This is a genomic window from Aquimixticola soesokkakensis (assembly GCF_900172375.1).
Lineage (GTDB): Bacteria > Pseudomonadota > Alphaproteobacteria > Rhodobacterales > Rhodobacteraceae > Aquimixticola > Aquimixticola soesokkakensis.
On sequence record NZ_FWFS01000007.1, the window covers coordinates 16438 to 39269 of the forward strand.

Below are 22832 nucleotides of genomic sequence, written 5' to 3' on the forward strand. Positions count from 1 at the left end.
TGACGCGCCTGTCGCGGCGCACGGATTGCTCCAAGAAGGCATGCTGACACGAAGATCGCATGACATGTCTCTGTGTTAGGGGAGCTTTCTGTCCGGAGTCACCTTGACTGGGGGAATTTAGCGCGAATTTGAACAACTTTAGGTTGTGTTGCGCGAAAATGTGACACAGTTGCAACAGCCTGGCCGCGGCCTGCGCGCGCCCTGATCGCGCTTTGCCCGCGTTGGGGGGATGCTGTGCCTCGTATTGGCGGCCCTGGCGTGGCAAAACCCTTGCGTCAGGGCGGACAGCAAAGAGAGATTCGGACGATATGCGCGATGCGGAACAGGTGACTTTCGGTGGCTCCGGCCTTGAGCGGGCGGCGCATTTGCGCAACGACGGGGCGGCTTTGGCGCAGTTGGCGCAGCATCCGCAGGCGGGCTTTGTGCTGGCGTGGCGCGGAAAAATCCTGGTAAACATCGCAGCGGATAGCATGGTGCATTTGCATTTTGCGCCCGCAACACACCCGCTTGTTGCTGCCACAAAAACACCCCTCTTCTTGGGGCTGTCCGAAGACGAGCGGCCGCTTTTTGCCGTGGAGTTAACGGGGTTTACCCCGCCGGACGAGGCGCAGGACAGCTTTGACGACACATCCCTCCAGCGCCATCCGGACCTGCCCCCGACTGCCGGATTTGCCGAATTGCGCAGCATCATGACGCAGCTTAGCCCACGCGAGGCGGAACTGGCGGCCATGACGCGGGCGCTGTTTGAATGGCATCGCAGTCACGGGTTTTGCGCGCGCTGCGGCTCTGCCTCGCAGATCAGCGCGGCGGGCTGGCAACGCCAGTGCCCAACTTGCGGCGCGGCGCATTTCCCGCGCACCGATCCGGTGGTGATCATGCTGGTGAGCGATGGAAATTCGCTGCTGTTGGGCCGCTCGCCCGGCTGGCCGGAGGGCATGTATTCCCTGCTGGCAGGCTTTATCGAGCCGGGCGAAACCATGGAGGCGGCTGTGCGGCGCGAGGTCTTCGAGGAGGCCGGCATCCGGGTGGGCGCGGTCAGCTATCTTGCCTCACAGCCTTGGGTTTTCCCCGCATCCTTGATGTTTGGCTGCGCCGCGCAGGCCCTGACGCGAGAGATCACGATCGACCCGCTGGAACTGGAAGATGCGCGCTGGGTGACGCGCGAGAAGGCGATGGAAATTGTGGCCGGTGATCACCCTTTGATCAGCCCTCCGCGCAAAGGGGCAATTGCCGCGTTTCTTTTGGAGAGGTGGCTTGCAGATCGGCTGGATTGACCCGATAAACGCCTCGCGAGGGCTAAAAGTGGAAGAGTGGTTATGAAATTTTCGACGCGTCAGGATATCGAAGCACCAATCGACTATGTCTTTGGCCAGATTACCGATTTTTCCGCTTTTGAACGTCAGGCCCTGCGTCGGGGCATTCGTGTGAAACGCAAGCAGGACACGCTTGTTGCCGCTGTCGGACTGGCGTGGTCGATCCGCGCCTCCTTTCGGGGGGCAGTCCGTGAAGTCGAAACCGAAGTTGCCACCTATGATCCGCCCAACGCCTTTAGCCTGACGTTTCATTCGGCGGGCTTGTCGGGAGTCCTTGAGGTCGATGTGGTGGCCTTGTCGCGAACATCGACCCGCGTGACGGTGGGGTTGGATGTCCGCCCGCAAACCCTGTCGGCGCGCCTGTTGCTCCAGTCCGTGAAACTGGCGAAAAGCTCGGTGCAAAAACGCTTTGATACGCGGATTTCGGACCTCGCAGCCACCGTCGAAGAGCGCTATTCAACGGTGGCCTGAGCCGCTTGTGCGCGCTTACTGGCGACGCGGATCGGCGGGATACACCCCCAGAATTTTGACCATCTCGGTGAAATACCCCAGTTCATCCAGCGCCAGTTTGACGTTTTCATCGTCAGGGTGGCCCTCGATGTCGGCGTAGAACTGTGTTGCGGTGAACACGCCGTCGACCATGTAGCTTTCGAGTTTGGTCATGTTCACACCATTGGTCGCAAAGCCCCCCATCGCCTTGTAGAGCGCAGCGGGAATATTGCGCACACGGAACATGAAAGCGGTGACCATTTTGTCAGCGCGGCGCGTATAATCGGGCGCGCGCGCCATGATCAAAAAGCGCGTGGTGTTGAGTTTGTGATCCTCGATCTGACGCGCCAAAACGTCCAATCCGAAAATTTCCCCCGCCAGTTCCGAGGCAAAGGCGCCACAGCTCGCGTCGCCGTCTTCCACAACGGATCGGGCGGCGGCGGCATTGTCGGACCAGTTGCGTGTCGCCAGCGCGTGCTCTTTGACGAAGCCGCGCGCTTGCCCCAAAAGTACGGACATGGCGCGCACGGTTTTGATGTCGCTCACCTTGGTTCCGGGCAGGCCCAGCAGGTTCACATGCACCCGCACAAAGGTCTCGTCGATGATATGCAGGCCGGAATCGGGCAGCAGGTGGTAGACATCCTGCACGCGGCCATAGGTCGAATTTTCCACCGCGATCATGCCCAGATCGGCAGCCCCCGAACGCACCGCTTCCATCGCATCCTCGAAGGTGGGGCAGGGCAGCGGCGTGAAGTCGGGGCAGGATTCGACACAGGCCTGATGTGAATAGGCACCGGGTTCGCCCTGGAATGCGATGTGTTTTGCCATGATATGCCCCTATTTTATGGATTGATTGCGACTATGTCATTCGGTCGCGGGTCTTATACCTTGAAATCATGTGAGGGAAGCATGTAGATAACGCCGAAACCTGCATCGAACGGGACGCGACATGTTCAACACTATGACTCTGACGAAGGTCGTCGGTGGCCTTTGCGGCACCTTTCTGATCTTCCTGCTTGGCAACTGGGTGGCAGAAACCATCTACCACGTCGGACCCTCGGGCTCGCACGGTGAAAACGAGGTTGCTCAGGCCTATGCGATTGAAGTCGCGGACGCCGGTGGCGAAAGCGAAGAAGAAGCGATCCCCTTTGCCGACGTCTACGCGATGGCGGATGCGGATGCGGGCGCGAAAGTCTTCAACAAATGTAAAGCCTGCCACAAGCTGGACGGCACCAATTCGACCGGTCCGCACCTTGACGGTGTTGTGGATCGTCAGGTCGCGTCCTTGGACGGCTTTGCCTATTCCGACGCGCTGGCCGGTCTCGACAACGCCTGGACACCCGAGCATCTGTCGGAATTCCTGGCAAGCCCCAAAGGCTACGCACCGGGCACGAAAATGGGTTTTGCCGGCCTTCCCAAAGTGGAAGATCGCGCCAACATCATCGCCTATCTCGCGACGATGCCCAATTAAGGCCATTGGGGGTGCTGCGGCGCACCCGCGTTTCAAGAGGCTCCCGTGCTTTGGCGCGGGGGCCTTTTTTGTGGAACGCGCCCAAAGGAACCGCCCATGTTCGCCCGTCTGAATACTTCACGCCCGAGTTCTGCACGCCAAGTTCTGCAATGGGCGCTGCGCAAATCACAGGCCATTCTCCCTCTCGTGAACGCATGAGGTGCAGTTCGCCATTGGCAGGAGCGGATTTTCGCCGCACTCTGTGAAAAAGCGCAATTGCCCGCATCATGGCACCCGACCGTACCTTGCGGCGCGTGCCGATGCCGATACCGGAGGCCCCATGATCCATCTGTCCCGTCGCCTGACCCTGAACGCCCTGCTTTTGGGCACGCTAGCGGGGGGCGGTCTGGCGTGGCCCGCGCTGGCCCAAGAGGCGGCGGAGGCCGAGACGCCCGAGGCTGCGGCAGAGGGCGAGACCCTGATCACCTCAAGCTATTTTTCGACATGGGGGGAGGTCAAATACGATGCGCCCTTCGCGCATCTGGACTACGTGAATCCCGAGGCACCCAAGGGCGGCACCATCACGATTTCTGCCAATGGCACCTTTGACAGCCTGATGCCCTATGCGACCCTGTCCGGCACGCCGGGGGCGCTGTCGTCGATCACATCCGAGACCTTGATGGTTGGCACGGCGGATGATGTGTCGGGGCAATATTGCCTGCTCTGCACCACGATCGAATATCCGCAAAATCAGGACTACGTGATTTTCCATCTGCGCGACGACGTTACCTTTTCCGACGGCACCCCGATGACGGCCGAGGATGTGGCCTTTTCGTTCAATCTGCTGCTTGAACAGGCGACACCATCGTTTCGCGAGGCGGTGTCCAAGCGCGTTGACAAGGTCGAGGCGACCGGCCCGCTGACCGTGCGCTATGATTTCAACCCCGATGTCCCGCGCAAGGCCTTGATTTCTCAAGCGGGCAATACGCCGGTGTTTTCCAAGGCCTGGTTCGAAGAAACCGGCACGCGCCTTGACGAGGCCAGCTATAATGTGCCGCTTGGCACCGGCCCCTACATGCTGGGCGACTACAAACCGGGCGAGTGGATCGAATACCGCCGTAACCCCGATTATTGGGGGATCACCCAGCCGCTCAAGGTCGGCACGGAGAATTTCGACACGATCCGCGTCGAGTATTTTGCCGATACCTCGGCGGCGTTCGAGGCGTTCAAAGCGGGGGATATCACCTTCCGTCAGGAAAATTCCTCGCTGAACTGGGCGACGGCCTATGACTTTCCCGCGCTTGATCGGGGGGATGTGATCAAGGAAGAGCTGGCGGACGGGTCTTTGCCGCCTGCCACCGGCTTTGTTTTCAACATCCGCGAGGATAAATTCGACGACCCGCGCATCCGCGACGCCATTGCGTTGATGTATAATTTCAGCTGGACCAACGATAACCTGCAATACGGCCTCTTTGCACAGCGCGAAAGCTTTTGGGAAAACCCCGAACTCAAGGCCGTTGGCCTTCCCCAGGGGCGCGAGTTGGAAATCCTTGAAAGCGTGAAGGACGATTTGCCAGAGGCAATTTTCACCGAGGAAGTGCGCATGCCCCATAGTTCGGGCGATCGTGCGCTGGATCGGGGGAACCTGCGCAAGGCCTTGGCGCTATTTGCCGAGGCTGGCTATGAACCCGACGATACAGGGATGTTGCGCAATGCCGATGGCATGACCTTTGATCTGGAATTTCTGTCGGGCTATCAAGGGTATGACCGGATCATCAACCCCTATATCGAAAACCTCAAAGCGCTTGGCGTGAACGCGAAATATACGCGCGTTGACCCCAACCAATATCAGGCGCGCACCCAAAACTTCGATTACGACATGATCATCGACGGCTATAACAACGGGCTTGAGGAAGGCACGGGGCTGATGCAACGCTATGGCAGCTCCGGCACTGAGGATATTTTCAACCCCTCGGGGTTTGCGTCGCCCGCGACCGACAAAATCATCGACACGATTATCCAGGCGCAGACCTATGACGAGATGGCGGCAGGTGTGCGTGCGCTGGATCGGGTGATGCGGTATGAATTTTTCATTGTTCCAACGTGGTTTAACAATAAATTCCTCGTCGCCTATTACGCCATGTTCGAACATCCGCCCGAGGCGCAAATGCCGCCCTATGCGCTGGGGTATCTCGATTTCTGGTGGTACAACGCGGATAAAGCGGCCGAGTTGAAAGCCGCGGGTGCCATTCGCTAACGCGCGCCACAACAAACCCTGACCAAGCGGAGAGCCTCCCCTATGGGTGCCTATATCCTGCGGCGGTTGTTGCTGATCATTCCCACCCTGCTGGGCATTATGATCATCAACTTCACGCTGACCCAATTCGTCCCCGGTGGCCCGATCGAACAGGTGCTGGCCAAAATGCAGGGGGAGGGGGACGCGTTTTCCTCCTTTAACAACTCCGGCGATATGCAGGGCGACAGCCTGTCCTCCATGGATGATGCGCTGGGGGGCGGGGCCTCCACCTCGCAATATATCGGCGCGCGCGGCTTGCCGCCCGAGTTCATCAAGGAACTCGAAGCGCAATTCGGCTTTGACAAGCCGCCGCTGGAACGCTTTTTGACGATGATGTGGGACTATGCGCGGTTTGATTTTGGCGAAAGCTATTTCCGCTCGGTTGGCGTGCTCGATCTGGTCTGGGAAAAACTGCCTGTGTCGATCACGCTGGGCTTGTGGTCCACGCTGATCGCCTATGCGATCTCGATCCCGCTTGGCATTCGCAAAGCCGTGCGCGACGGCTCCAAATTCGACACCTGGACCTCGGCCCTGATCATCGTGGCCTATGCGATTCCGGGGTTTCTCTTTGCGATCATGCTCTTGATCATGTTCGCGGGCGGGTCCTATTTGCAGTGGTTCCCGCTGCGCGGCCTTACCTCCAACGACTTTGACCAGCTGTCGTTCTTTGGCAAGATCGCCGATTACCTGTGGCACATCACGCTGCCAGTGCTGGCCTCGCTGATTTCGAGTTTTGCCACCCTTACGCTGCTGACCAAAAACAGCTTTCTCGATGAAATCCGCAAGCAATATGTGACCACCGCCAAGGCCAAGGGCCTCTCGGAGAGCCGCGTGCTTTACGGGCATGTCTTTCGCAACGCGATGCTGATCGTGATCGCCGGATTTCCCGCCCTGTTCCTGTCGGTCTTCTTTGGCTCCTCGCTGATCATCGAGACGATTTTCTCGCTCGACGGGCTGGGCCGCATGGGGTTCGAGGCCGCGGTGCAGCGCGATTATCCGGTGATCTTCGGCACGCTGTTCTTCTTTGGTCTCATCGGCCTGCTCATCGGGATCGTGTCCGACCTGATGTATGTTTTCGTCGATCCCCGCATTGATTTCGAGAAACGCGCCTCATGATCCTGTCTCCCCTTAACCAACGCCGCTGGCGCAATTTCAAAGCCAACAAGCGGGCCTATTGGTCGCTGGTGATCTTTGGCACCCTGTTCATCCTGTCGCTTTTTGCGGAATTCATCGCCAACGACAAACCGATCCTCGTGAACTATCGCGGCAGCTACTACACGCCGATTTTCAACTTTTACCCCGAAACCGAATTCGGCGGGGATTTTCGCACCGAAGCGGTCTATCGCTACATCGAGGTGAAATGTCTGGTGCGCACCGGCGGGATGGAAGACTGCTTTGACGATCCGCAAGGGCTCTATGATGATGCGGCGGACGGCGAGGTGAACGGCGAGAAAATCGAAAAGGGTTGGATGCTGTGGCCGCCCATTCCCTATAGTTTCCGCACGCCCGTCGACGGTCCCGGTGCGGCGCCCTCCGCCCCGACGGCACAGAACTGGCTTGGAACGGATGACACGAAACGCGACGTGCTGGCGCGGGTGATTTACGGTTTCCGGCTGTCGATTTTCTTCACGTTGGTGGTCTCGGTCGTCACCTCCATCGTCGGGGTGATTGTCGGTGCGGTTCAGGGCTTTTTTGGCGGCTGGGTCGATCTTGGATTTCAACGCTTTCTGGAAATCTGGGGCGCAATGCCGTCGCTTTATGTCATCATCATTCTCTTTGCCATTCTGGGGCGAAGTTTCTGGCTGTTGGTGTTTATCACGATCCTGTTCGGCTGGCCGGCGCTGGTGGGGGTTGTGCGGGCAGAGTTCCTGCGCGCGCGCAACTTTGAATATGTGCGCGCCGCGCGGGCATTGGGCGTGTCGAACCGCGTGATCATGTTCCGCCACATGTTGCCAAACGCGATGGTGGCCACGCTGACCATTCTGCCATTCATTGTCACCGGCACGATCGGCACGCTCGCCTCGCTCGATTTTCTCGGCTATGGCCTGCCGTCAAGTTATCCCTCGCTGGGGGAGCTGACCCTTCAGGCAAAACAAAACCTGCAAGCGCCCTGGCTTGGTTTCACAGCCTTTTTCACCTACGCGATCATGCTTTCGCTTCTCGTCTTCATTTTTGAGGGCGTGCGCGATGCGTTCGATCCGAGAAAGACGTTCCAATGAAAGTTCTAGACGTCCAAAATCTGCGTGTGTCTTTTCGTCAGGACGGGCAGCTGCATCCGGCTGTCAAAGGCGTGTCCTTTCACGTCAACAAGGGCGAAACCGTCGCGCTGGTGGGGGAAAGCGGATCGGGAAAATCGGTCACCGCCCTCTCCACGGTCAATCTTTTGTCCGACAACGCGGTGCTGGACGGCTCGATCACCTATGAGGGCGTGCAGATGGTCGGCGCGTCCGAAAAGGACCTGCGCCGCGTGCGCGGAAATGACATCAGTTTCATTTTCCAAGAGCCGATGACGTCGCTCAACCCCTTGCATACGCTTGAAAAACAACTGTCCGAAAGCCTGTTGATCCACCAGGGACTGTCGGGGGCAAAGGCGCGGGCGCGCATCCTTGATCTGCTGGAAAAAGTTGGAATCAACGACGCGCAAAGCCGTCTTGGCGCCTATCCGCACCAGTTGTCGGGCGGGCAGCGGCAGCGGGTGATGATCGCGATGGCGCTGGCCAACGGGCCGGATTTGTTGATCGCGGACGAGCCGACAACCGCGCTTGATGTGACCATTCAGGCGCAGATTCTCAGCCTTTTGGCTGACATCAAGCGGGCCGAAGGCATGTCGATGTTGTTCATCACCCATGACCTCGGGATCGTGCGCAAAATTGCCGACCGTGTCTGCGTGATGAAGGACGGGGAAATCGTCGAAACGGGTCCCACGGCGGAAATTTTCGACAATCCCCAGCACCCCTATACCCGCATCCTGCTGGAAGCCGAATCGGTAGGGCGCCCGGCACCTGTGCCCAACGATGCACAAGCGATCATCGAGGCGCGGGACCTGCGGATCTGGTTTCCGATCCAGACGGGGCTGCTCAAACGCGTCACGGGGCATGTTAAGGCCGTCAACGCGGCGTCTTTCAGTGTGCGTGCGGGCGAAACGGTCGGGATCGTAGGCGAATCGGGATCGGGCAAGACCACGCTGGCGCTGGCCACGATGCGCCTGATCGCCTCCGACGGGCCGATCGTGTTTCTGGGGCAGGATGTGCAGGGCTGGACCTCTGCCCAGATGCGCCCGCTGCGCCGCGACATGCAGATCGTGTTTCAGGATCCCTATGGCTCGCTCTCGCCGCGCATGACGGTCGAACAGATCATCGCCGAGGGGCTTGGCGTGCATGGTTTGGGCGAGCACGCCTCGCCCCATGAGGCCGTGAGCGACATCATGCGCGAGGTCGGCCTCGATCCCGCGACCATGACCCGCTATCCCCACGAATTTTCCGGCGGGCAACGCCAGCGCATCGCCATTGCCCGCGCGATGATCCTGCGTCCGCGTCTGGTGGTGCTGGATGAACCCACCTCTGCGCTCGATATGACAGTGCAGGTGCAGATCGTCGATTTGCTGCGCTCTTTGCAGATGAAACACAAGCTGGCGTATTTGTTCATTTCGCATGACCTGCGTGTCGTGCGCGCGCTGAGCCATAAGGTGATGGTAATGAAGCGCGGCGATGTCGTGGAGGCCGGCAGCGCGGACGAGATATTCGATGCCCCCAAAACCGCCTATACGCGCGCGCTGATGGCGGCTGCATTTGATCTGAAGGAAATGGAGGGGGCAGGGGTCTAACCACCTTGTTCTGAAACGAAAACGGGCGCAGGGAGTGATCCGCTGCGCCCGTTTTCGTTTGGTTGGCTCCTGCTTAGCTGGGGCCGAATTGCGCGCAATCCGAGCCGCGCGCAACCAGTTTGCGACAGGCAAGATCGGCACTCTCCTGCGTGAGGCCAACGAAATTGGCCTCCCAGCCACGGTTGCCGCGCGTCACCTTGCGCAGGGCGCCCGAAAGCGTGTTCATTTCGCGCAAAGCCACCGTCAGCAGTTCTTTTTCAGCGGCAAACTGGGTGTTGTAGGTGCCGATCTTGATGCCCCATTCGCGCCCGCCCGAGGTGGACATGCGCGTCACCACTTCGGGGCCGCTCGGGTCGATCGCCGCAACCTGCGTGCCGGTTTCGGCGGTGATCTGTTGAACAGCCGCCAATTCGATGCGCTCGGGTCGCGGGGTCGGCGAGATGCTGGTGATGCGCGCGGTTGTTGTGTTTTCCAGCGCCTCTTCAATGGCTTGGGCCTTGGCGGCTTCTTGGGCCTGTGCAAGCTGCGCGGCGGCTGAGGCGGCGGCTTGGGCATTGGCGGCGGCGGCTTCGGCGGCGACCTGCGCCTGAGCGGCCTGTACGGCGACCAGAATGTCGCTCGACATGGCGACGAGGATTTCTTCTTGCTCTGGGGCTATCTCCGGGGCACGGCCGGGACGCGGTTGCGGGATCGGGCTTGCGGCGACGGTCAGGTTCATGCGAATCGTTTTCGAGGCGGCTCCGGCAAGCAACATCTCGTTGGTCGCGCTGGTGCCACGGCCCATGTAGGGCGGGCGCGCCGGCTTGTTCACCGCCACATTCGAGGGGGCTTTACGAAAGCCGAAATCCATCAGTTCCGCCACTTTCGCGTTGCGCGCCGCCGAGGAGCGACCACCCATCACGGTGGTGATGATCCGTTCGTTGCCGCGCTGTGCCGATGCGACAAGGTTCCAACCGGCTGCCGAGGTATAGCCGGTTTTAATGCCATCCGCGCCGGCGTAATTCGACAGGAACCGCGCGTTGGAGTGGCCGACCTGACGCACACCGGCATCCGCCGTCAAGCGGCTGAAAAGGTTGTAGTATTCGGGGAAATCATAGAACAGGTGGCGCCCGAGGTTGGTCATGTCGCGCGCGGTGGACAGATGTCCTTCGCGGGTCAGGCCGTGGGCGTTTTTGAACGTGGTGCGGGTCATGCCCAGCAGTTTGGCGGTGCGGTTCATCCGCTCGGCAAAGGCGCTTTCGGACCCTGAAACGGCCTCGCCCAAAGCGGTGGCGGCGTCATTTGCCGACTTCACCGCAGCGGCGCGCACAAGATAGCGCAGCTTGATCTTTTGACCCGCGCTCAGGCCCAATTTCGACGGGGGTTCCTTGGCGGCATTGGCGCTGATGGTGACCTCCTGATCAAGCGACAACTCGCCATGTTCGACGGCTTCAAACACAATGTAGAGCGTCATCATTTTGGTCAGCGAGGCAGGGTGCACCCGCGCATCGGCGTTTTCTTCCTGATAGATCTGCCCGCTGCGTGCATCCATCACCATCGAGGCAAATTCACCCGCCTGCAAAGCGATCGGAAGGGCGCAGAGAATCAGACCAGCGCCCAATCCAAGTAGATTTGAAGGAAAAATGCGTCGTCCAAGACGGCCCAAAAGCCGTCCAAACGCTGTCGCGCTGCTTGCCATATTCATCTGCCTCGATTTGCCGGATCATTGTCGCCCAGCATTTATACCGGACAGGCTAACACGGGTTTTTCGGGCTGGAAACTACGAAAATTATTGGGAAAATTATCCTGCGACCCATGTGCAACGCCGCATGTAGTGGTGGGAATTTGCCATTCATCTACATGTGTGATCGCCATGTCGAAGGACGCTTGTTTAACGAGACTGCGCAGTTGAAATTTCGTCAAGAACAAGCGGAAGGTCGCGCAGACTGTCGATGTGACGAAAGCGGGGGTGATGGGTGGGGGCTTGCGCCACTTCCAGCGCCCAGGGCGTGCCATGGGGGACAAAGACGCCCCAAGCCCCCGCGTCAATCGGCGCGACCACATCGGATTTCATCGAATTGCCCAGCATGAGGGTGCGCGCGGGGTCCAGTCCGCGCCGCGCGAAAAGGTCGGCGTAGACGCGGGGCGTTTTATCCGAAACGATTTCGACGCCGTCAAAACGGTCCCCAAGCCCCGATTGCGCCAGTTTGCGTTCCTGATCCAGCAGGTCCCCCTTGGTGATCAGCAGCAGGTGGTAGTCCTTGGCGAGCGCACGGGTGATCGCATCAGCCCCGTCCAGCAGGTGGATGGGATGGGCAAGCATCTCCTGACCCATGGCGATCAGTTCGGCAATGACAGCGGCGGGGACTCTTTGTTCGGTCACTTCGATGGCGGTTTCGATCATTGAAAGCACGAACCCCTTCACACCGAATCCGTAGTGCCCCAGGTTGCGCCGCTCGGCCGCCAACAGGCGTTCGCCGAGGTGGTCGGGGTCGCTGTGATCCGCCAGCAAGGCAGCGAATCGATCCTGGGTGAGGCGAAAGAACTGTTCGTTTTCCCAAAGCGTATCGTCCGCATCAAAAGCGATGGTGGTCAGGGGGGATATGTTCTTTTTTACAGACATTTTTTCGTCATCGGTTAAACCTTGGCGCGGGATTGCACAGCACCCCCTTTTCTCTTTCGGGAGAGCCCTTATATAGTGCAGTTCACTCACGAACGAACAGAATTCTGGAGCCTCTCTTGCACGACTTGCCTCGCATGATGTCGGACAAGCGCTCGACGCGTGACGACGATGGTGACCTCGGGGTCATTCTCGAAACCCGTCCGAAAACCAAGCGGCCACCGATGTACAAGGTGATGCTGCTCAATGATGACTACACGCCAATGGAATTTGTCGTCACCGTTTTGGAACGGTTTTTCGGCATCACCCATGCCCAGGCGATCGAGATCATGCTGACCGTCCACAAAAAGGGATTGGCTGTCGTGGGGGTTTTCGCCTATGAAATCGCCGAAACGAAAGTGACCCAAGTGATGGATTTTGCGCGCCGTCACCAGCATCCGCTGCAATGCACCATGGAAAAGGAATAGGGCGCTCGCCCGCCGATTGCCATGTGCGCAACACGCCTCTCCCAAGTGCTCGACGCACAGCCCGCCGCCGGCGACACGCCTGATCGTTGCGTTGTGTTCCGCCCGTCTCCCGACGCGGATCTGGCGGGGCTCTTGCCCGAGCGCTGCGATGTGGTGCACGGGTTTATCCCCGCGATCGCGGCGCTGGAGGCGCGTGGCTGGACGGTCACCGCCCCGTCAGGGCGCTATCGCACGGCCGTCGTTTTTGCAGATCGCTCGAAACTGTTGACGCGCGCGATGATCCACGATGCCGTGGCCTGCGCGGATTTCGTTGTCGTGGACGGGCAAAAGACCGATGGGATCGACAGCCTGTCACGTGATCTGCGCAAGCGGCTGGGGGAAGGGGCAATTGGCCCGATCCTGTCCAAATCCCACGGCAAGGCTTTGGGGATCACGACCGCGCAGATCGGTGACGCGCTTGCGGATTGGGCGTTGCCTGCAGACAAACAGGTCGCTGACGGGTTTGTCACCCGCGCGGGGATTTTTTCCGCCGACGGGATCGACGTTGCGAGCCGGCTCCTGGTCGACGCCTTGCCGGAGAAACTGGCCGGGACGGTTGGTGATCTCGGGGCGGGCTGGGGATATCTGTCGCGCCACATTCTGACGCGCGCCGGTGTCAAAACTCTGCATCTTGTCGAAGCCGAACAGGCCGCGCTTGCCTGTGCACGCCGCAATGTCACCGACCCGCGCGCGCAGTTTCACTGGGCAGACGCCACAGGGTGGAGGCCGCCTGAAAAACTGGACGCGGTGGTGATGAACCCGCCGTTTCACACCAGCCGTGCGGCCGATCCGGCGCTCGGTCAGGCCTTTATTCGTGCAGGGGCCGGGATGCTCAAGCCCAACGGGCAATTATGGCTGGTCGCAAACCGGCAATTGCCCTATGAAACCACTTTGGCCGACCTGTTTCGCGACGTTCGTGAAGTGGAAACCTCCAAGGGGTTCAAAGTGCTCTTTGCCGCACGCCCAAACACACGCCCCTCCCAAACCGCTTAATCGGAGCCTGCCATGAGCTTTTCTATCGCTGGAAAAACCGCGATTGTCACCGGTGCCGGCAATGGCATCGGCCTTGCGATCGCCCGCCATCTGGCCGAGGCCGGTGCCAATGTCATGTGCGCCGATATCGACGAGGCCGCTTTGATCGAGGCCATGGGCGAAGAGGCGCGCGACGAGGGCAGCAACATCCGCTTTTACGCCGGAGACCTGCGCAAGAAACTGACGGTGACCAACCTGATGTCCGCGACAATCGACGCCTTCGAGCGGGTCGATATTCTGGTAAACGCCTCGCGGCAGGTCAGCTACGGCGACCCGCTTTGCGCCGAAACGGACGGGGTGGAAACCCTGCTTGAGCAAAACCTGATGACCTCGCTGCGCGTGATCCAGCACGTGTCCAAATGGATGATCAAAGCCGCCGAAAAAGAGGGCCGCGAGGGCAATGTCGGCTCCATCGTCAACCTCACGACGATTGCCAACCAGCGCACGCTAGCAGAGTTGACGGGCTTTTCGATCAGTGCCGCCGCGGTGGATCAGATGACGCGCTCGATGGCGCTGGCCCTGGCACCGCACGGCATCCGCGTCAACGCCGTGTCCACCGGATCGGTGATGAGCGCCTCCTTGCAACGGTTTCTGGTCGAGCAGCCCGAGTACCGCGAGCAAATCATCAACCACACGCCGCTTGCGCGGATCGCATCCGCCAGTGAAGTCGCCGAAGCGGTGCATTTCCTGGCCAGCGAGGCCTCCGGTTTCATGACCGGTCAGGTGATCACCGTCGATGGCGGGCGCACGCTGGTCGATAGCGTGCCCTCACCCTTCCACTGACTCAGCTTTCGGGAAATTGGGCTTTGCAGCTGGCGACCGTTTGCGCCGCGCGGGCGCTCAGTTGCTTTTGCTTGGCTTGCAGAGAGGCAAGTTTCTGTGCCTCGGCGGCCAGATCAATCGCGACCGGACGCTCGCGGGTGATTTCGCTCGGCACGGTGCAATAAACGGGCTTGCCCTCTTTGTTGGTGCCGCAGCGTTCGCGATCAAACGTGCGTTCGGTATATTCTTCCATGGCATAGCCGCGATCCAGATTGCGCTGCACCTGCGCGGTCAGGGAATTGACCACCCGCAAATCGCGCGTGGCCCCGTTGATGCAAATATCTTGTTGCGTGCAGGCTGACAGGGCCAGAGCAGCGGGCAGGGCGGCAAAGAGGATGGAACGCATTGGATCACTCCGGATAGGGTTTGCATGATCATAGCGCAGTTTTGCCGCGACAAAAGCGCCGTTGGCGCCCAAGGCGGAAACCTGCTACCTCACGCGCAATTGCTTGTCATGGCTGGAGACCCCGATGACCACACCAAATCCCGCCCCGATGGAGGCTGAAAAAGCCCGCGCCTCTGCGTGGTTTCGCACGCTGCGCGACGATATCGTTGCGACGTTCGAGGGGCTGGAGGACACGCAGACGCGTGGCCCCTTTGCCGACCAGCCCGCGGGCCGCTTCGACGTCACGCCGACCAAGCGCACCGCGGATGACGGATCGGATGCGGGGGGCGGTCTGATGAGCGTGATGCGCGGCGGACGGGTGTTTGAAAAAGTCGGCGTCAATATTTCTACCGTTTACGGCACATTGGGCGCGCGCGCGCAAAACGCGATGGCCGCGCGTAAGGGTCTGCCCGGAATGAAGGATGACCCGCGGTTCTGGGCCGCCGGCATCAGCCTTGTGGCGCATATGCAAAACCCCCACACGCCGGCGGTGCATATGAACACCCGCATGTTCTGGACACCCCATGCGTGGTGGTTCGGGGGCGGGTCCGATTTGAACCCCTGCATCGAATACGACGCGGACACCGCCGCGTTTCACGCCGTGCAAAAGGCCCATTGCGACCGGCATTCGCCCGATTACTACCCGCGGTTCAAGGCATGGGCGGACGAGTATTTTTTCATTCCCCATCGTGGCCGCGCCCGTGGGGTCGGGGGGATTTTTTACGACGACCATTGCACAGGGGACTGGGAGGCCGATTTCGCCTTTACCCAAGATGTCGGGCGCGCCTTTTTGCCCGCTTTTACCGGCGTGACGCAAACCCGGCGCGACACCCCGTGGGACGCCGCCGACAAGGACGCCCAGCTTGTGCACCGCGGCCTCTATGCCGAATACAACCTTGTGTATGATCGGGGCACGAAATTCGGGCTGGAAACCGGCCATGACGCCAATGCGGTTCTGATGAGCCTACCGCCGATGGCCAAATGGGTGTGAGCGGCGCGTGAGGCGCTGCGCCTAAGCGCGCAGCGCCTCGATCATCAGGGCGACGTTGTCGGGATCGGCATCGGGCGTAATCCCGTGACCAAGGTTGAAAATATGCGCGCCCTTCGAAAAGGCCGCGCGCACATGCAGCACTTCGTCCACCAGCGCCTGCCCCCCCGTAACCATATGCGACGAGGCCAGGTTACCTTGCACGCAGCCGTCCTTTTGCACGTTGGCCGCGCCCCATTCGGGGGTGATCGAATTGTCCAGCGCCACGCAATCGACACCGGTTTTGGCGTGAAAGCCGATATAGCCCTCGCCCGCTTCGCGCGGGAACCCGATGATCGGCAGGCCGGGATGACGCCGCTTCAATTCGGCGGTGATTTTGGCCGCAGGCGCGACCGCGTATTTTTCAAATGCCTCGCCCTTGAGCGAGCCTGCCCAGCTGTCAAAGATTTTGACCACCTCCGCGCCCGCTTGAACCTGCATATCGAGATATTCGATCGTGGCCTCGGTGATACGGTCGATCAGCGCGTCAAACACCGCCACATTGCCCATTCTGAGCGCATGGGCAGGGCCCTGATCGGGGGTGCCACGACCGGCGATCATATAGGTCGCCACGGTCCAGGGCGCACCGGCAAAGCCGATCAGCGTCGTCTCGCGGGGCAATTCGCGCGCAAGAATCCGCACGGTTTCATACACTGGCCCAAGCGTGTCGTGGATATCATCCTTGCCGCCCAGTTTGGCAAAATCATCCGCCGTGGTGATCGTCGAGAGGCGCGGCCCTTCGCCGGTCACAAACCAAAGATCCGCCCCCAGCGCTTGGGGGACGAGCAAGATATCGGCAAACAGAATGGCGGCGTCAAACCCGAAGCGGCGGATCGGTTGCAGGGTCACTTCTGCGGCGAGGTCGGGATTGTAACACAGTTTCAAAAAGTCGCCGGCCTGCGCGCGGGTGGCACGATATTCGGGCAGGTAGCGCCCCGCCTGACGCATCATCCAGATCGGCGGCACGGCCTGCGTTTCGCCCGCGAGCGCCTTGAGGATGGTTTTTTGCGTCATGGTCGTCCCCTTCAAACTGTCGTCACCTAGGTCTAGCGCTGCGCATGATAAGTCAAGGCAGACAGGGGGGCGAAAGGCTTGAAAAAAACGTCGCAGGACAGGGTGACGCAGGGTTTTTCGCCCGCGCGCAGCTTGTCAGCTTGCCCCCGCACGGCTAAGGCTTTGGCCATGACTTTCGCGCTTCCCACCCCCGCCCAGACGCTCAAGATCGGAACCCGTGGCTCGCCGCTTGCGCTGGCGCAGGCGCATGAAACCCGCGAGCGGCTGATGACGGCCTTTGCCCTGCCGGTCGAGGCCTTTGAAATCGTCGTTATTTCCACCCAAGGCGACCGCGTGACGGATCGCCCGCTGAAGGAATTGGGCGGCAAGGGGCTGTTTACCCGCGAGATCGAGGACGACCTGTTGTCGGGGGCCATCGACATTGCCGTGCATTCGATGAAGGACATGCCGGTTGACCAGCCTGAGGGGCTGACGCTGGACTGCTATTTGCCACGCGAAGACCCGCGCGACGCTTTCGTGCAGCTTTCGGGCGGCAAGCTGGCGGATCTGGCGGCGGGCAGTGTGGTGGGCACCTCCAGCCTGCGCCGCAAAGCGCAGCTTTTGAACAAGCGCCCCGATTTGCAGGTCGTGGAATTTCGCGGCAACGTTCAGACCCGCCTGCGCAAGCTGACCGACAACGTGGCCCAGGCGACCTTTCTGGCGATGGCCGGTCTGAACCGTCTGGGGCGCGACGATGTGCCCTGCACCCCGATCGAGGTCACCGAGATGCTTCCCGCCGTGGCGCAGGGGGCCATCGGGATCGAACGCCGCGCGTCGGATGCGCGGATGGGCGAAATGCTTGCGGCGATCCACCACGTGCAAACCGGTCAGCGTCTTGCCGCAGAACGCGCCTTTCTGGCGGCGCTCGACGGGTCGTGCCAGACACCGATTGCGGGGCTCGCGGTGCTGGAGGGCGGTACCATCCGCCTGTCGGGCGAAATCCTGCGCACCGATGGCTCCGAGGCGCTGAGCGATGTGCAAACCGCGCCGCTCGAAGACGCCGCGGCGCTGGGCCATGCCCTGGCGCGGGGGCTTTTGGCCCGCGCGGGGCCGGGCTTTTTCGACTGGACGTAGCGCCTAAACCGCGCTGGAATGCCCCGCCGCCTTCACGTCGTAGGCGTCAAAATGGCGGGCAATCATCCGCGTGAGCGGGCGGGCGTGCGGCAAAATGGCCATGTGGCGCGCACTGACATCAAGCATCTCGGGGAAGGCGGCGGTGGCGGTGGCACACCAGCCCTGCCATTGTTCAGCCGTCACCCCGAGCGGGTCCAGATCCCCCAGCCGCACGTTGAAATCACACATCAATGCCTCGATCAGCCGCGCGCGCAGCAGGTCATCACCGGCGAAACCATGACCTTTGTGGCTGGCCAGACGGCCTGCGCGGATCGCTTGGGTATAGGCCGAGGTGGCGGGGGCATTTTGCGCAAATCCTTGGGCAAAGCGCGAAATCGACGAGGCGCCAAGCCCGATCAGCGTCGGGCAGTCATCACTGGTGTACCCCTGAAAATTGCGCCGCAGCCGGCCGCCCCGTTGGGCCTTGGCAAGACTGTCCTGAGGGCGGGCAAAATGGTCGATGCCGATCTCGACATAGCCCGCTGCGACGAACAGATCGCGCGCGGTGTCAAACAGCGCCAGCCGCTGCTCGGGGTCGGGCAGCCTGTCGGTGGGGATCATGGTCTGGCGGCGCGCCATCCACGGCACATGGGCATAGCCGAACAAGGCCACACGATCGGGCGCGAGAGACAGCAGTTTTTGCACGCTGTCGCTCATTTTCGCAGGCGTCTGTTCGGGCAGACCGTAGAGGATATCGGCATTGAGCGAGCGCACGCCACGCGCGCGCAGCCCCTCGACCGCCTGCGCCGTGACAGTGTAGCTTTGGGCGCGCCCGATCGTGGACTGGATGGCGGGGTCGAAATCCTGCACCCCGATGGAGGCACGGGTCATCCCCGCCTGCGCCAAGGCGTCAAGCCGCGCATCGTCGATTTCGTTGGGGTCGATCTCGACGGAAAATTCCGCGTCTTTGGCAAAGGGCAGCACCTGCGCCACCGCCTGCGCAAGATCGCCGATCATCCCCGCGTCCAACAGGGTCGGCGTCCCGCCCCCCCAATGCATCTGCCCCAGCTGCAGCCCCTTTGGCAAATGACGTGCCACCAGCGCCAGTTCGGCCTTGAGGGTGTCAACATAGGCGGCAACGGGGCTTAGGGTGGTGGTGCCCTGCGTGCGACAGGCGCAAAACCAGCACAAACGGCGGCAGAACGGCACATGCACATAAAGCGACACCGGCACCGCGGGGTCGAGCGCGCCAAGCCAGTCGGCAAAACGCTCCGGCTTGAAACCGGCGCTGAAATGGTTGGCCGTGGGGTAGCTTGTGTAGCGCGGCACGCGTGCGTCAAACAGGCCGAGGCTGCGGAGTTGAATATGTTTGGTCATGGGGATAGGTTTTAGCGCAGGCGCGGGCGTGCACTTTGACGTGGATCAAGCTGGCGCGGATTTGACGGGGCGATACCCCGTTGCGCAGGATGGATGCGGTATGACTGACCTTGGTTTCAATGCAAAAGACTGCGGCACCTGTCCGATCCAGCACCGAGCGGTCTGTGCGCGCTGCGAGACCGACGAACTGGCCACGCTGGAAGCGATGAAATACTACCGCAGCTTCGAGGCGGGCCAGCCCATCGTCTGGTCGGGGGATCGCATGGATTTTGTCGGCTCGGTGGTGACGGGCGTGGCCTCTCTGAGCCAGGCGATGGAAGACGGGCGCACGCAGATGGTGGGTCTTTTGCTGCCGTCCGATTTTCTGGGCCGTCCGGGACGTGCGGCGGCCCCCTATGACGTGGTCGCCGTGACCAACACCACGCTGTGTTGCTTTCGGCGCAAACCCTTCGAGACGATGATGGGGGCGACCCCGCATCTGGCGCAGCGCCTGCTGGAAATGACGCTGGATGAACTGGATGCGGCGCGCGAATGGATGCTGGTTCTGGGGCGCAAAACCGCGCGCGAAAAAATCGCCTCGCTGTTGGCGATCATCGCGCGGCGTGAGGCCTCGCTGGCACCGGAGCGGGGGCAGGACGATATGTCCTTTGACCTCCCGCTGACCCGCGAAGCCATGGCCGACTATCTGGGCCTGACGCTTGAAACCGTGTCGCGGCAGGTTTCGGCCCTTAAACGGGACGGGGTGATCGTGCTGGACGGCAAGCGGCGGATCGTCATCCCCGATTTCGACGCCTTGGTGGCGGAAACAGGCGATGACGTGGATGGTGGCGTCTTCGCCTGATCCGGCTTTGCGGTGTTGCTGGCGCTGTGATCAATGCGCCATAAGCACGGGCCCTGTGGCGGTTTCCAACATGTGGCGCGTCGCGCCGCCCAGAATGGATTCGCGAAACCGCGAATGGCCATAGGCCCCCATGACCAGCAAATCGGCGGCGCTGTCGCGCAGGTGGCGGCTCAAGACATCCGACACCCGTGGCATGGTTTTTGCCAGCACCGACACCTCGACGCAGACGCCGTGGCGCGCCAGCATCTGGCTCAGCGCACCGCCCGGATCGGAGCGGTCGGGGCTATGTTGGGGCGGGTCGATCAGGGTGATATCGACATTGGTCGCACAGCTTAAAACCGGAAGGGCGGCGCGAATGGCCGTCATCGCCTCGCTGCTTTCATTCCATGCCACGGTGATGCGCGCAAAGCTGTCGGGCAGGTCCACGCCTTCGGGGATCACCAGCACCGGAATTTTTCCGGCAAAGAGCGCGGCTTCCAGAATTTGCTCGTGCTCATGCCCGCGCCCGGCCCCATAGGGGCGCGCCAGCACGGTCAGATCGCAAAACCGCAAGGCATGGGCGAGTTGGGATGTCAGCCCCGCGATCTGCGTGGTGATCGCAACGGTCGCCCATGAAATATCGCTTTTCTCCAGTTGCGCGCGCATTGCGGCTTCGATGTCGAGCGCCTCTGCGCGGGCCTGTTGCAGCGTGTTTTGCAAGATCATCGCATTGGCACCGGCATAAAATGTCCCCGGCTGGGTGCGGTCGATTCCAAGGCACAGCACGTCAAGATGCGCCTCGAAGCGGCGCGCCAGCGCGATGGCCGCGCCAAGGGCATGCTGATCCTGCTCGGGATCGCAAATGATGGTGGTGAGGGTCTTGTAAGCCATGGCAGCCTCCCTGCGGTTGTGGCGATGAGCGAAGGCTAGGCGGGGCGAAGGGCGCGTGCCTTGATCCTGATCAACCCCGCCATCGCACCGCCCCTGAACAAACCGCCCCTGAACAAACCGCCCCTGCACAAGCTGCAGCACAGGGCGCAACGCAAGAAAACCGCAGCCGATTGACACAGATCAAAGAGCAGCGCGGGCGAAACCGTCACACCCTCAGCCACGCATCGGGACCGATATCGTGTCCTGCGACCTGCGCGCGGTATCGGCGCACAGAGGAGACGAAGGGACGCTAAACTATGTGGAATACTGTTAAACTGGGGGGGCTGGCGCTGATCACATTGCTGGCGGCGATGGCCTCGAATTACGGCAGGGACTTTGCCTATCAGGTCCATGCGTTCATTGTGATGCTCGCGGCGGCTGTCACCTTTGTGTATGTGCTGCGCGCCACGGGCGAGCCGGCCAAACCCCGTGACACGGGGTATCAGGACGGGGTCATCCGCTTTGGCGTTGTCGCGACGACTGTCTGGGGCATCGTCGGCTTCCTTGTGGGGCTGGTGATTGCCTTGCAACTGGCCTTTCCCGCGCTCAATTTCGCCGCGCTACAGGGCTATGGAAACTTTGGCCGTTTGCGTCCCCTGCACACATCTGCGGTGATTTTTGCCTTTGGCGGCAATGCCTTGATTGCATCCTCCTTTTACGTCGTGCAGCGCACATCCGCGGCGCGGCTTTGGGGCGGCAACCTCGCGTGGTTCGTGTTCTGGGGCTACAACCTGTTCATCGTTCTGGCCGCGACCGGCTATCTGATGGGCGTCACCCAGGGCAAGGAATACGCCGAACCCGAATGGTACGTCGATATCTGGCTTACCATCGTTTGGGTCGCCTATCTGGCCGTGTTCCTCGGCACCATCCTGATCCGCAAGGAAAAGCACATCTATGTGGCGAACTGGTTTTACCTCGCCTTTATCGTGACCATCGCCATGTTGCACATCGTCAACAACCTCGTGCTGCCGGTGTCGATTTTCGGCTCGCGCTCGGTGCAGTTGTTTTCGGGCGTGCAGGACGCGATGACCCAGTGGTGGTACGGCCATAACGCGGTCGGCTTTTTCCTCACCGCAGGCTTTCTGGGCATGATGTATTACTTCGTTCCCAAACAGGCCGAACGCCCGGTCTATTCGTACAAACTGTCGATCATCCACTTCTGGGCGCTGATCTTTCTGTATATCTGGGCGGGGCCGCACCACCTGCACTACACGGCTTTGCCCGATTGGGCCTCGACGCTGGGAATGGTGTTCTCGATCGTGCTCTGGATGCCAAGCTGGGGCGGCATGATCAACGGGCTGATGACGCTTTCGGGCGCGTGGGACAAGCTGCGCACCGATCCCATCATCCGCATGATGGTCATCTCCATCGGCTTTTACGGCATGTCGACCTTTGAAGGCCCGATGATGTCGATCCGCGCCGTCAACGCGCTGTCCCATTACACCGACTGGACCATCGGTCATGTCCACTCCGGCGCGCTGGGCTGGAACGGGATGATCACCTTCGGGGTGCTCTATTTCCTCACGCCGCGCCTGTGGAACAAGGATCGGTTGTATTCGCTGCGACTGGTGGACCTGCACTTCTGGCTCGCCACCATCGGGATCGTTCTCTACGCGGCGTCGATGTGGGTGACCGGAATCATGGAAGGGCTGATGTGGCGCGAAGTCGACCCGCAGGGCTTCCTTGTGAACAGCTTTGCCGACACCGTTGGTGCCAAATTCCCGATGTATGTGGTCCGCGCAACCGGAGGTTTGTTGTACCTCACCGGCGCGCTGATCATGGGCTTCAACCTGCTGATGACCATCCGCCGTGCGCCTGTAAAAGCAGAGACGCCGGTGATGGCAGCGGCACAATAAG

General features: G+C 60.9%; 21 protein-coding genes. 14 read left to right on the forward strand and 7 right to left on the reverse strand.

The annotated features are described in order from the left end of the window. Window positions 1-308 precede the first annotated feature (308 nt). Both nudC and AQS8620_RS09685 read left to right on the forward strand, forming a co-directional pair. The gene (nudC, locus tag AQS8620_RS09680) at window positions 309-1274 is read left to right on the forward strand and encodes an NAD(+) diphosphatase (RefSeq protein ID WP_085836666.1); all 966 of its coding nucleotides are present in this window, start codon (window positions 309-311) and stop codon (window positions 1272-1274) included. A gap of 42 nt (window positions 1275-1316) precedes the next feature. Next, window positions 1317-1784, forward strand: a complete 468-nt coding sequence (locus AQS8620_RS09685) for an SRPBCC family protein (RefSeq protein WP_085836667.1) — start codon at window positions 1317-1319, stop codon at window positions 1782-1784. A 15-nt stretch (window positions 1785-1799) separates the two neighbouring features. Here AQS8620_RS09685 and AQS8620_RS09690 read toward each other — a convergent pair whose 3' ends face one another. After that, entirely contained in the window at window positions 1800-2630 is an 831-nt protein-coding gene (locus AQS8620_RS09690) for a prephenate dehydratase (protein WP_085836668.1), read from the reverse strand. A 121-nt stretch (window positions 2631-2751) separates the two neighbouring features. Here AQS8620_RS09690 and AQS8620_RS09695 point away from each other — a divergent pair, with 121 nt between their 5' ends. From AQS8620_RS09695 to AQS8620_RS09715, 5 genes are all read left to right on the forward strand, one after another. Next, window positions 2752-3273 (forward strand): c-type cytochrome, encoded by a 522-nt coding sequence (locus AQS8620_RS09695; protein WP_085836669.1) that lies wholly within the window; start codon window positions 2752-2754, stop codon window positions 3271-3273. A gap of 319 nt (window positions 3274-3592) precedes the next feature. After that, the gene (locus AQS8620_RS09700; RefSeq protein ID WP_085836887.1) at window positions 3593-5509 is read left to right on the forward strand and encodes an extracellular solute-binding protein; all 1917 of its coding nucleotides are present in this window, start codon (window positions 3593-3595) and stop codon (window positions 5507-5509) included. Window positions 5510-5551: 42 nt separating this feature from the next. Further along, window positions 5552-6664 (forward strand): microcin C ABC transporter permease YejB, encoded by a 1113-nt coding sequence (locus AQS8620_RS09705; protein ID WP_085836670.1) that lies wholly within the window; start codon window positions 5552-5554, stop codon window positions 6662-6664. Next, complete coding sequence (locus tag AQS8620_RS09710; protein WP_085836671.1) at window positions 6661-7767, forward strand: ABC transporter permease; 1107 nt, start codon at window positions 6661-6663, stop codon at window positions 7765-7767. The genes AQS8620_RS09705 and AQS8620_RS09710 overlap by 4 nt, the downstream gene beginning before the upstream one ends. Continuing rightward, window positions 7764-9371, forward strand: coding sequence for an ABC transporter ATP-binding protein (locus AQS8620_RS09715; RefSeq protein ID WP_085836672.1), 1608 nt, complete (start codon window positions 7764-7766; stop codon window positions 9369-9371). The genes AQS8620_RS09710 and AQS8620_RS09715 overlap by 4 nt, the downstream gene beginning before the upstream one ends. 73 nt (window positions 9372-9444) lie before the next feature. Here AQS8620_RS09715 and AQS8620_RS09720 read toward each other — a convergent pair whose 3' ends face one another. Both AQS8620_RS09720 and AQS8620_RS09725 read right to left on the reverse strand, forming a co-directional pair. Beyond that, entirely contained in the window at window positions 9445-10908 is a 1464-nt protein-coding gene (locus tag AQS8620_RS09720; RefSeq protein ID WP_234990443.1) for a D-alanyl-D-alanine carboxypeptidase family protein, read from the reverse strand. A gap of 333 nt (window positions 10909-11241) precedes the next feature. Then, entirely contained in the window at window positions 11242-11973 is a 732-nt protein-coding gene (locus AQS8620_RS09725) for an HAD family hydrolase (RefSeq protein ID WP_085836673.1), read from the reverse strand. Window positions 11974-12107: 134 nt separating this feature from the next. Between AQS8620_RS09725 and clpS the strand changes: the two genes are divergently transcribed. The 3 genes from clpS to AQS8620_RS09740 are packed head-to-tail and all read left to right on the forward strand — an operon-like array spanning window position 12108 to window position 14291. After that, window positions 12108-12437: an ATP-dependent Clp protease adapter ClpS gene (clpS, locus tag AQS8620_RS09730; RefSeq protein WP_085836674.1), complete on the forward strand. Its 330-nt coding sequence runs from the start codon at window positions 12108-12110 to the stop codon at window positions 12435-12437. Window positions 12438-12482: 45 nt separating this feature from the next. After that, window positions 12483-13469, forward strand: a complete 987-nt coding sequence (locus AQS8620_RS09735; RefSeq protein ID WP_234990444.1) for a class I SAM-dependent methyltransferase — start codon at window positions 12483-12485, stop codon at window positions 13467-13469. 12 nt (window positions 13470-13481) lie between these two features. Then, entirely contained in the window at window positions 13482-14291 is an 810-nt protein-coding gene (locus AQS8620_RS09740; protein ID WP_085836676.1) for an SDR family NAD(P)-dependent oxidoreductase, read from the forward strand. Window position 14292: 1 nt separating this feature from the next. On the opposite strand, the gene AQS8620_RS09745 is transcribed toward AQS8620_RS09740, so the two are convergent. Beyond that, entirely contained in the window at window positions 14293-14676 is a 384-nt protein-coding gene (locus AQS8620_RS09745) for a hypothetical protein (protein WP_143267496.1), read from the reverse strand. Window positions 14677-14800: 124 nt separating this feature from the next. Here AQS8620_RS09745 and hemF point away from each other — a divergent pair, with 124 nt between their 5' ends. Further along, entirely contained in the window at window positions 14801-15706 is a 906-nt protein-coding gene (hemF, locus tag AQS8620_RS09750; RefSeq protein ID WP_085836678.1) for an oxygen-dependent coproporphyrinogen oxidase, read from the forward strand. Window positions 15707-15727: 21 nt separating this feature from the next. On the opposite strand, the gene hemE is transcribed toward hemF, so the two are convergent. Next, complete coding sequence (gene hemE / locus AQS8620_RS09755; protein WP_085836679.1) at window positions 15728-16756, reverse strand: uroporphyrinogen decarboxylase; 1029 nt, start codon at window positions 16754-16756, stop codon at window positions 15728-15730. A gap of 168 nt (window positions 16757-16924) precedes the next feature. Here hemE and hemC point away from each other — a divergent pair, with 168 nt between their 5' ends. Next, window positions 16925-17869 carry a hydroxymethylbilane synthase gene (gene hemC / locus AQS8620_RS09760; RefSeq protein ID WP_085836680.1) on the forward strand — a complete coding sequence of 315 codons (945 nt, stop codon included), beginning with the start codon at window positions 16925-16927 and terminating at the stop codon, window positions 17867-17869. Window positions 17870-17872: 3 nt separating this feature from the next. Here the strand turns inward: hemC and hemN are convergent, their stop codons facing one another. Next, complete coding sequence (gene hemN, locus AQS8620_RS09765; RefSeq protein ID WP_085836681.1) at window positions 17873-19225, reverse strand: oxygen-independent coproporphyrinogen III oxidase; 1353 nt, start codon at window positions 19223-19225, stop codon at window positions 17873-17875. A 100-nt stretch (window positions 19226-19325) separates the two neighbouring features. Between hemN and fnrL the strand changes: the two genes are divergently transcribed. Further along, window positions 19326-20066, forward strand: a complete 741-nt coding sequence (fnrL, locus tag AQS8620_RS09770) for a transcriptional regulator FnrL (RefSeq protein WP_085836889.1) — start codon at window positions 19326-19328, stop codon at window positions 20064-20066. Between the two features lie 30 nt (window positions 20067-20096). Here the strand turns inward: fnrL and AQS8620_RS09775 are convergent, their stop codons facing one another. Beyond that, window positions 20097-20936, reverse strand: coding sequence for a universal stress protein (locus AQS8620_RS09775; RefSeq protein ID WP_085836890.1), 840 nt, complete (start codon window positions 20934-20936; stop codon window positions 20097-20099). Window positions 20937-21232: 296 nt separating this feature from the next. Between AQS8620_RS09775 and ccoN the strand changes: the two genes are divergently transcribed. Beyond that, a complete protein-coding gene (gene ccoN, locus AQS8620_RS09780; protein WP_085836682.1) occupies window positions 21233-22831 on the forward strand; it encodes a cytochrome-c oxidase, cbb3-type subunit I in 1599 nt (532 codons plus the stop codon). Window position 22832: the final 1 nt, after the last annotated feature.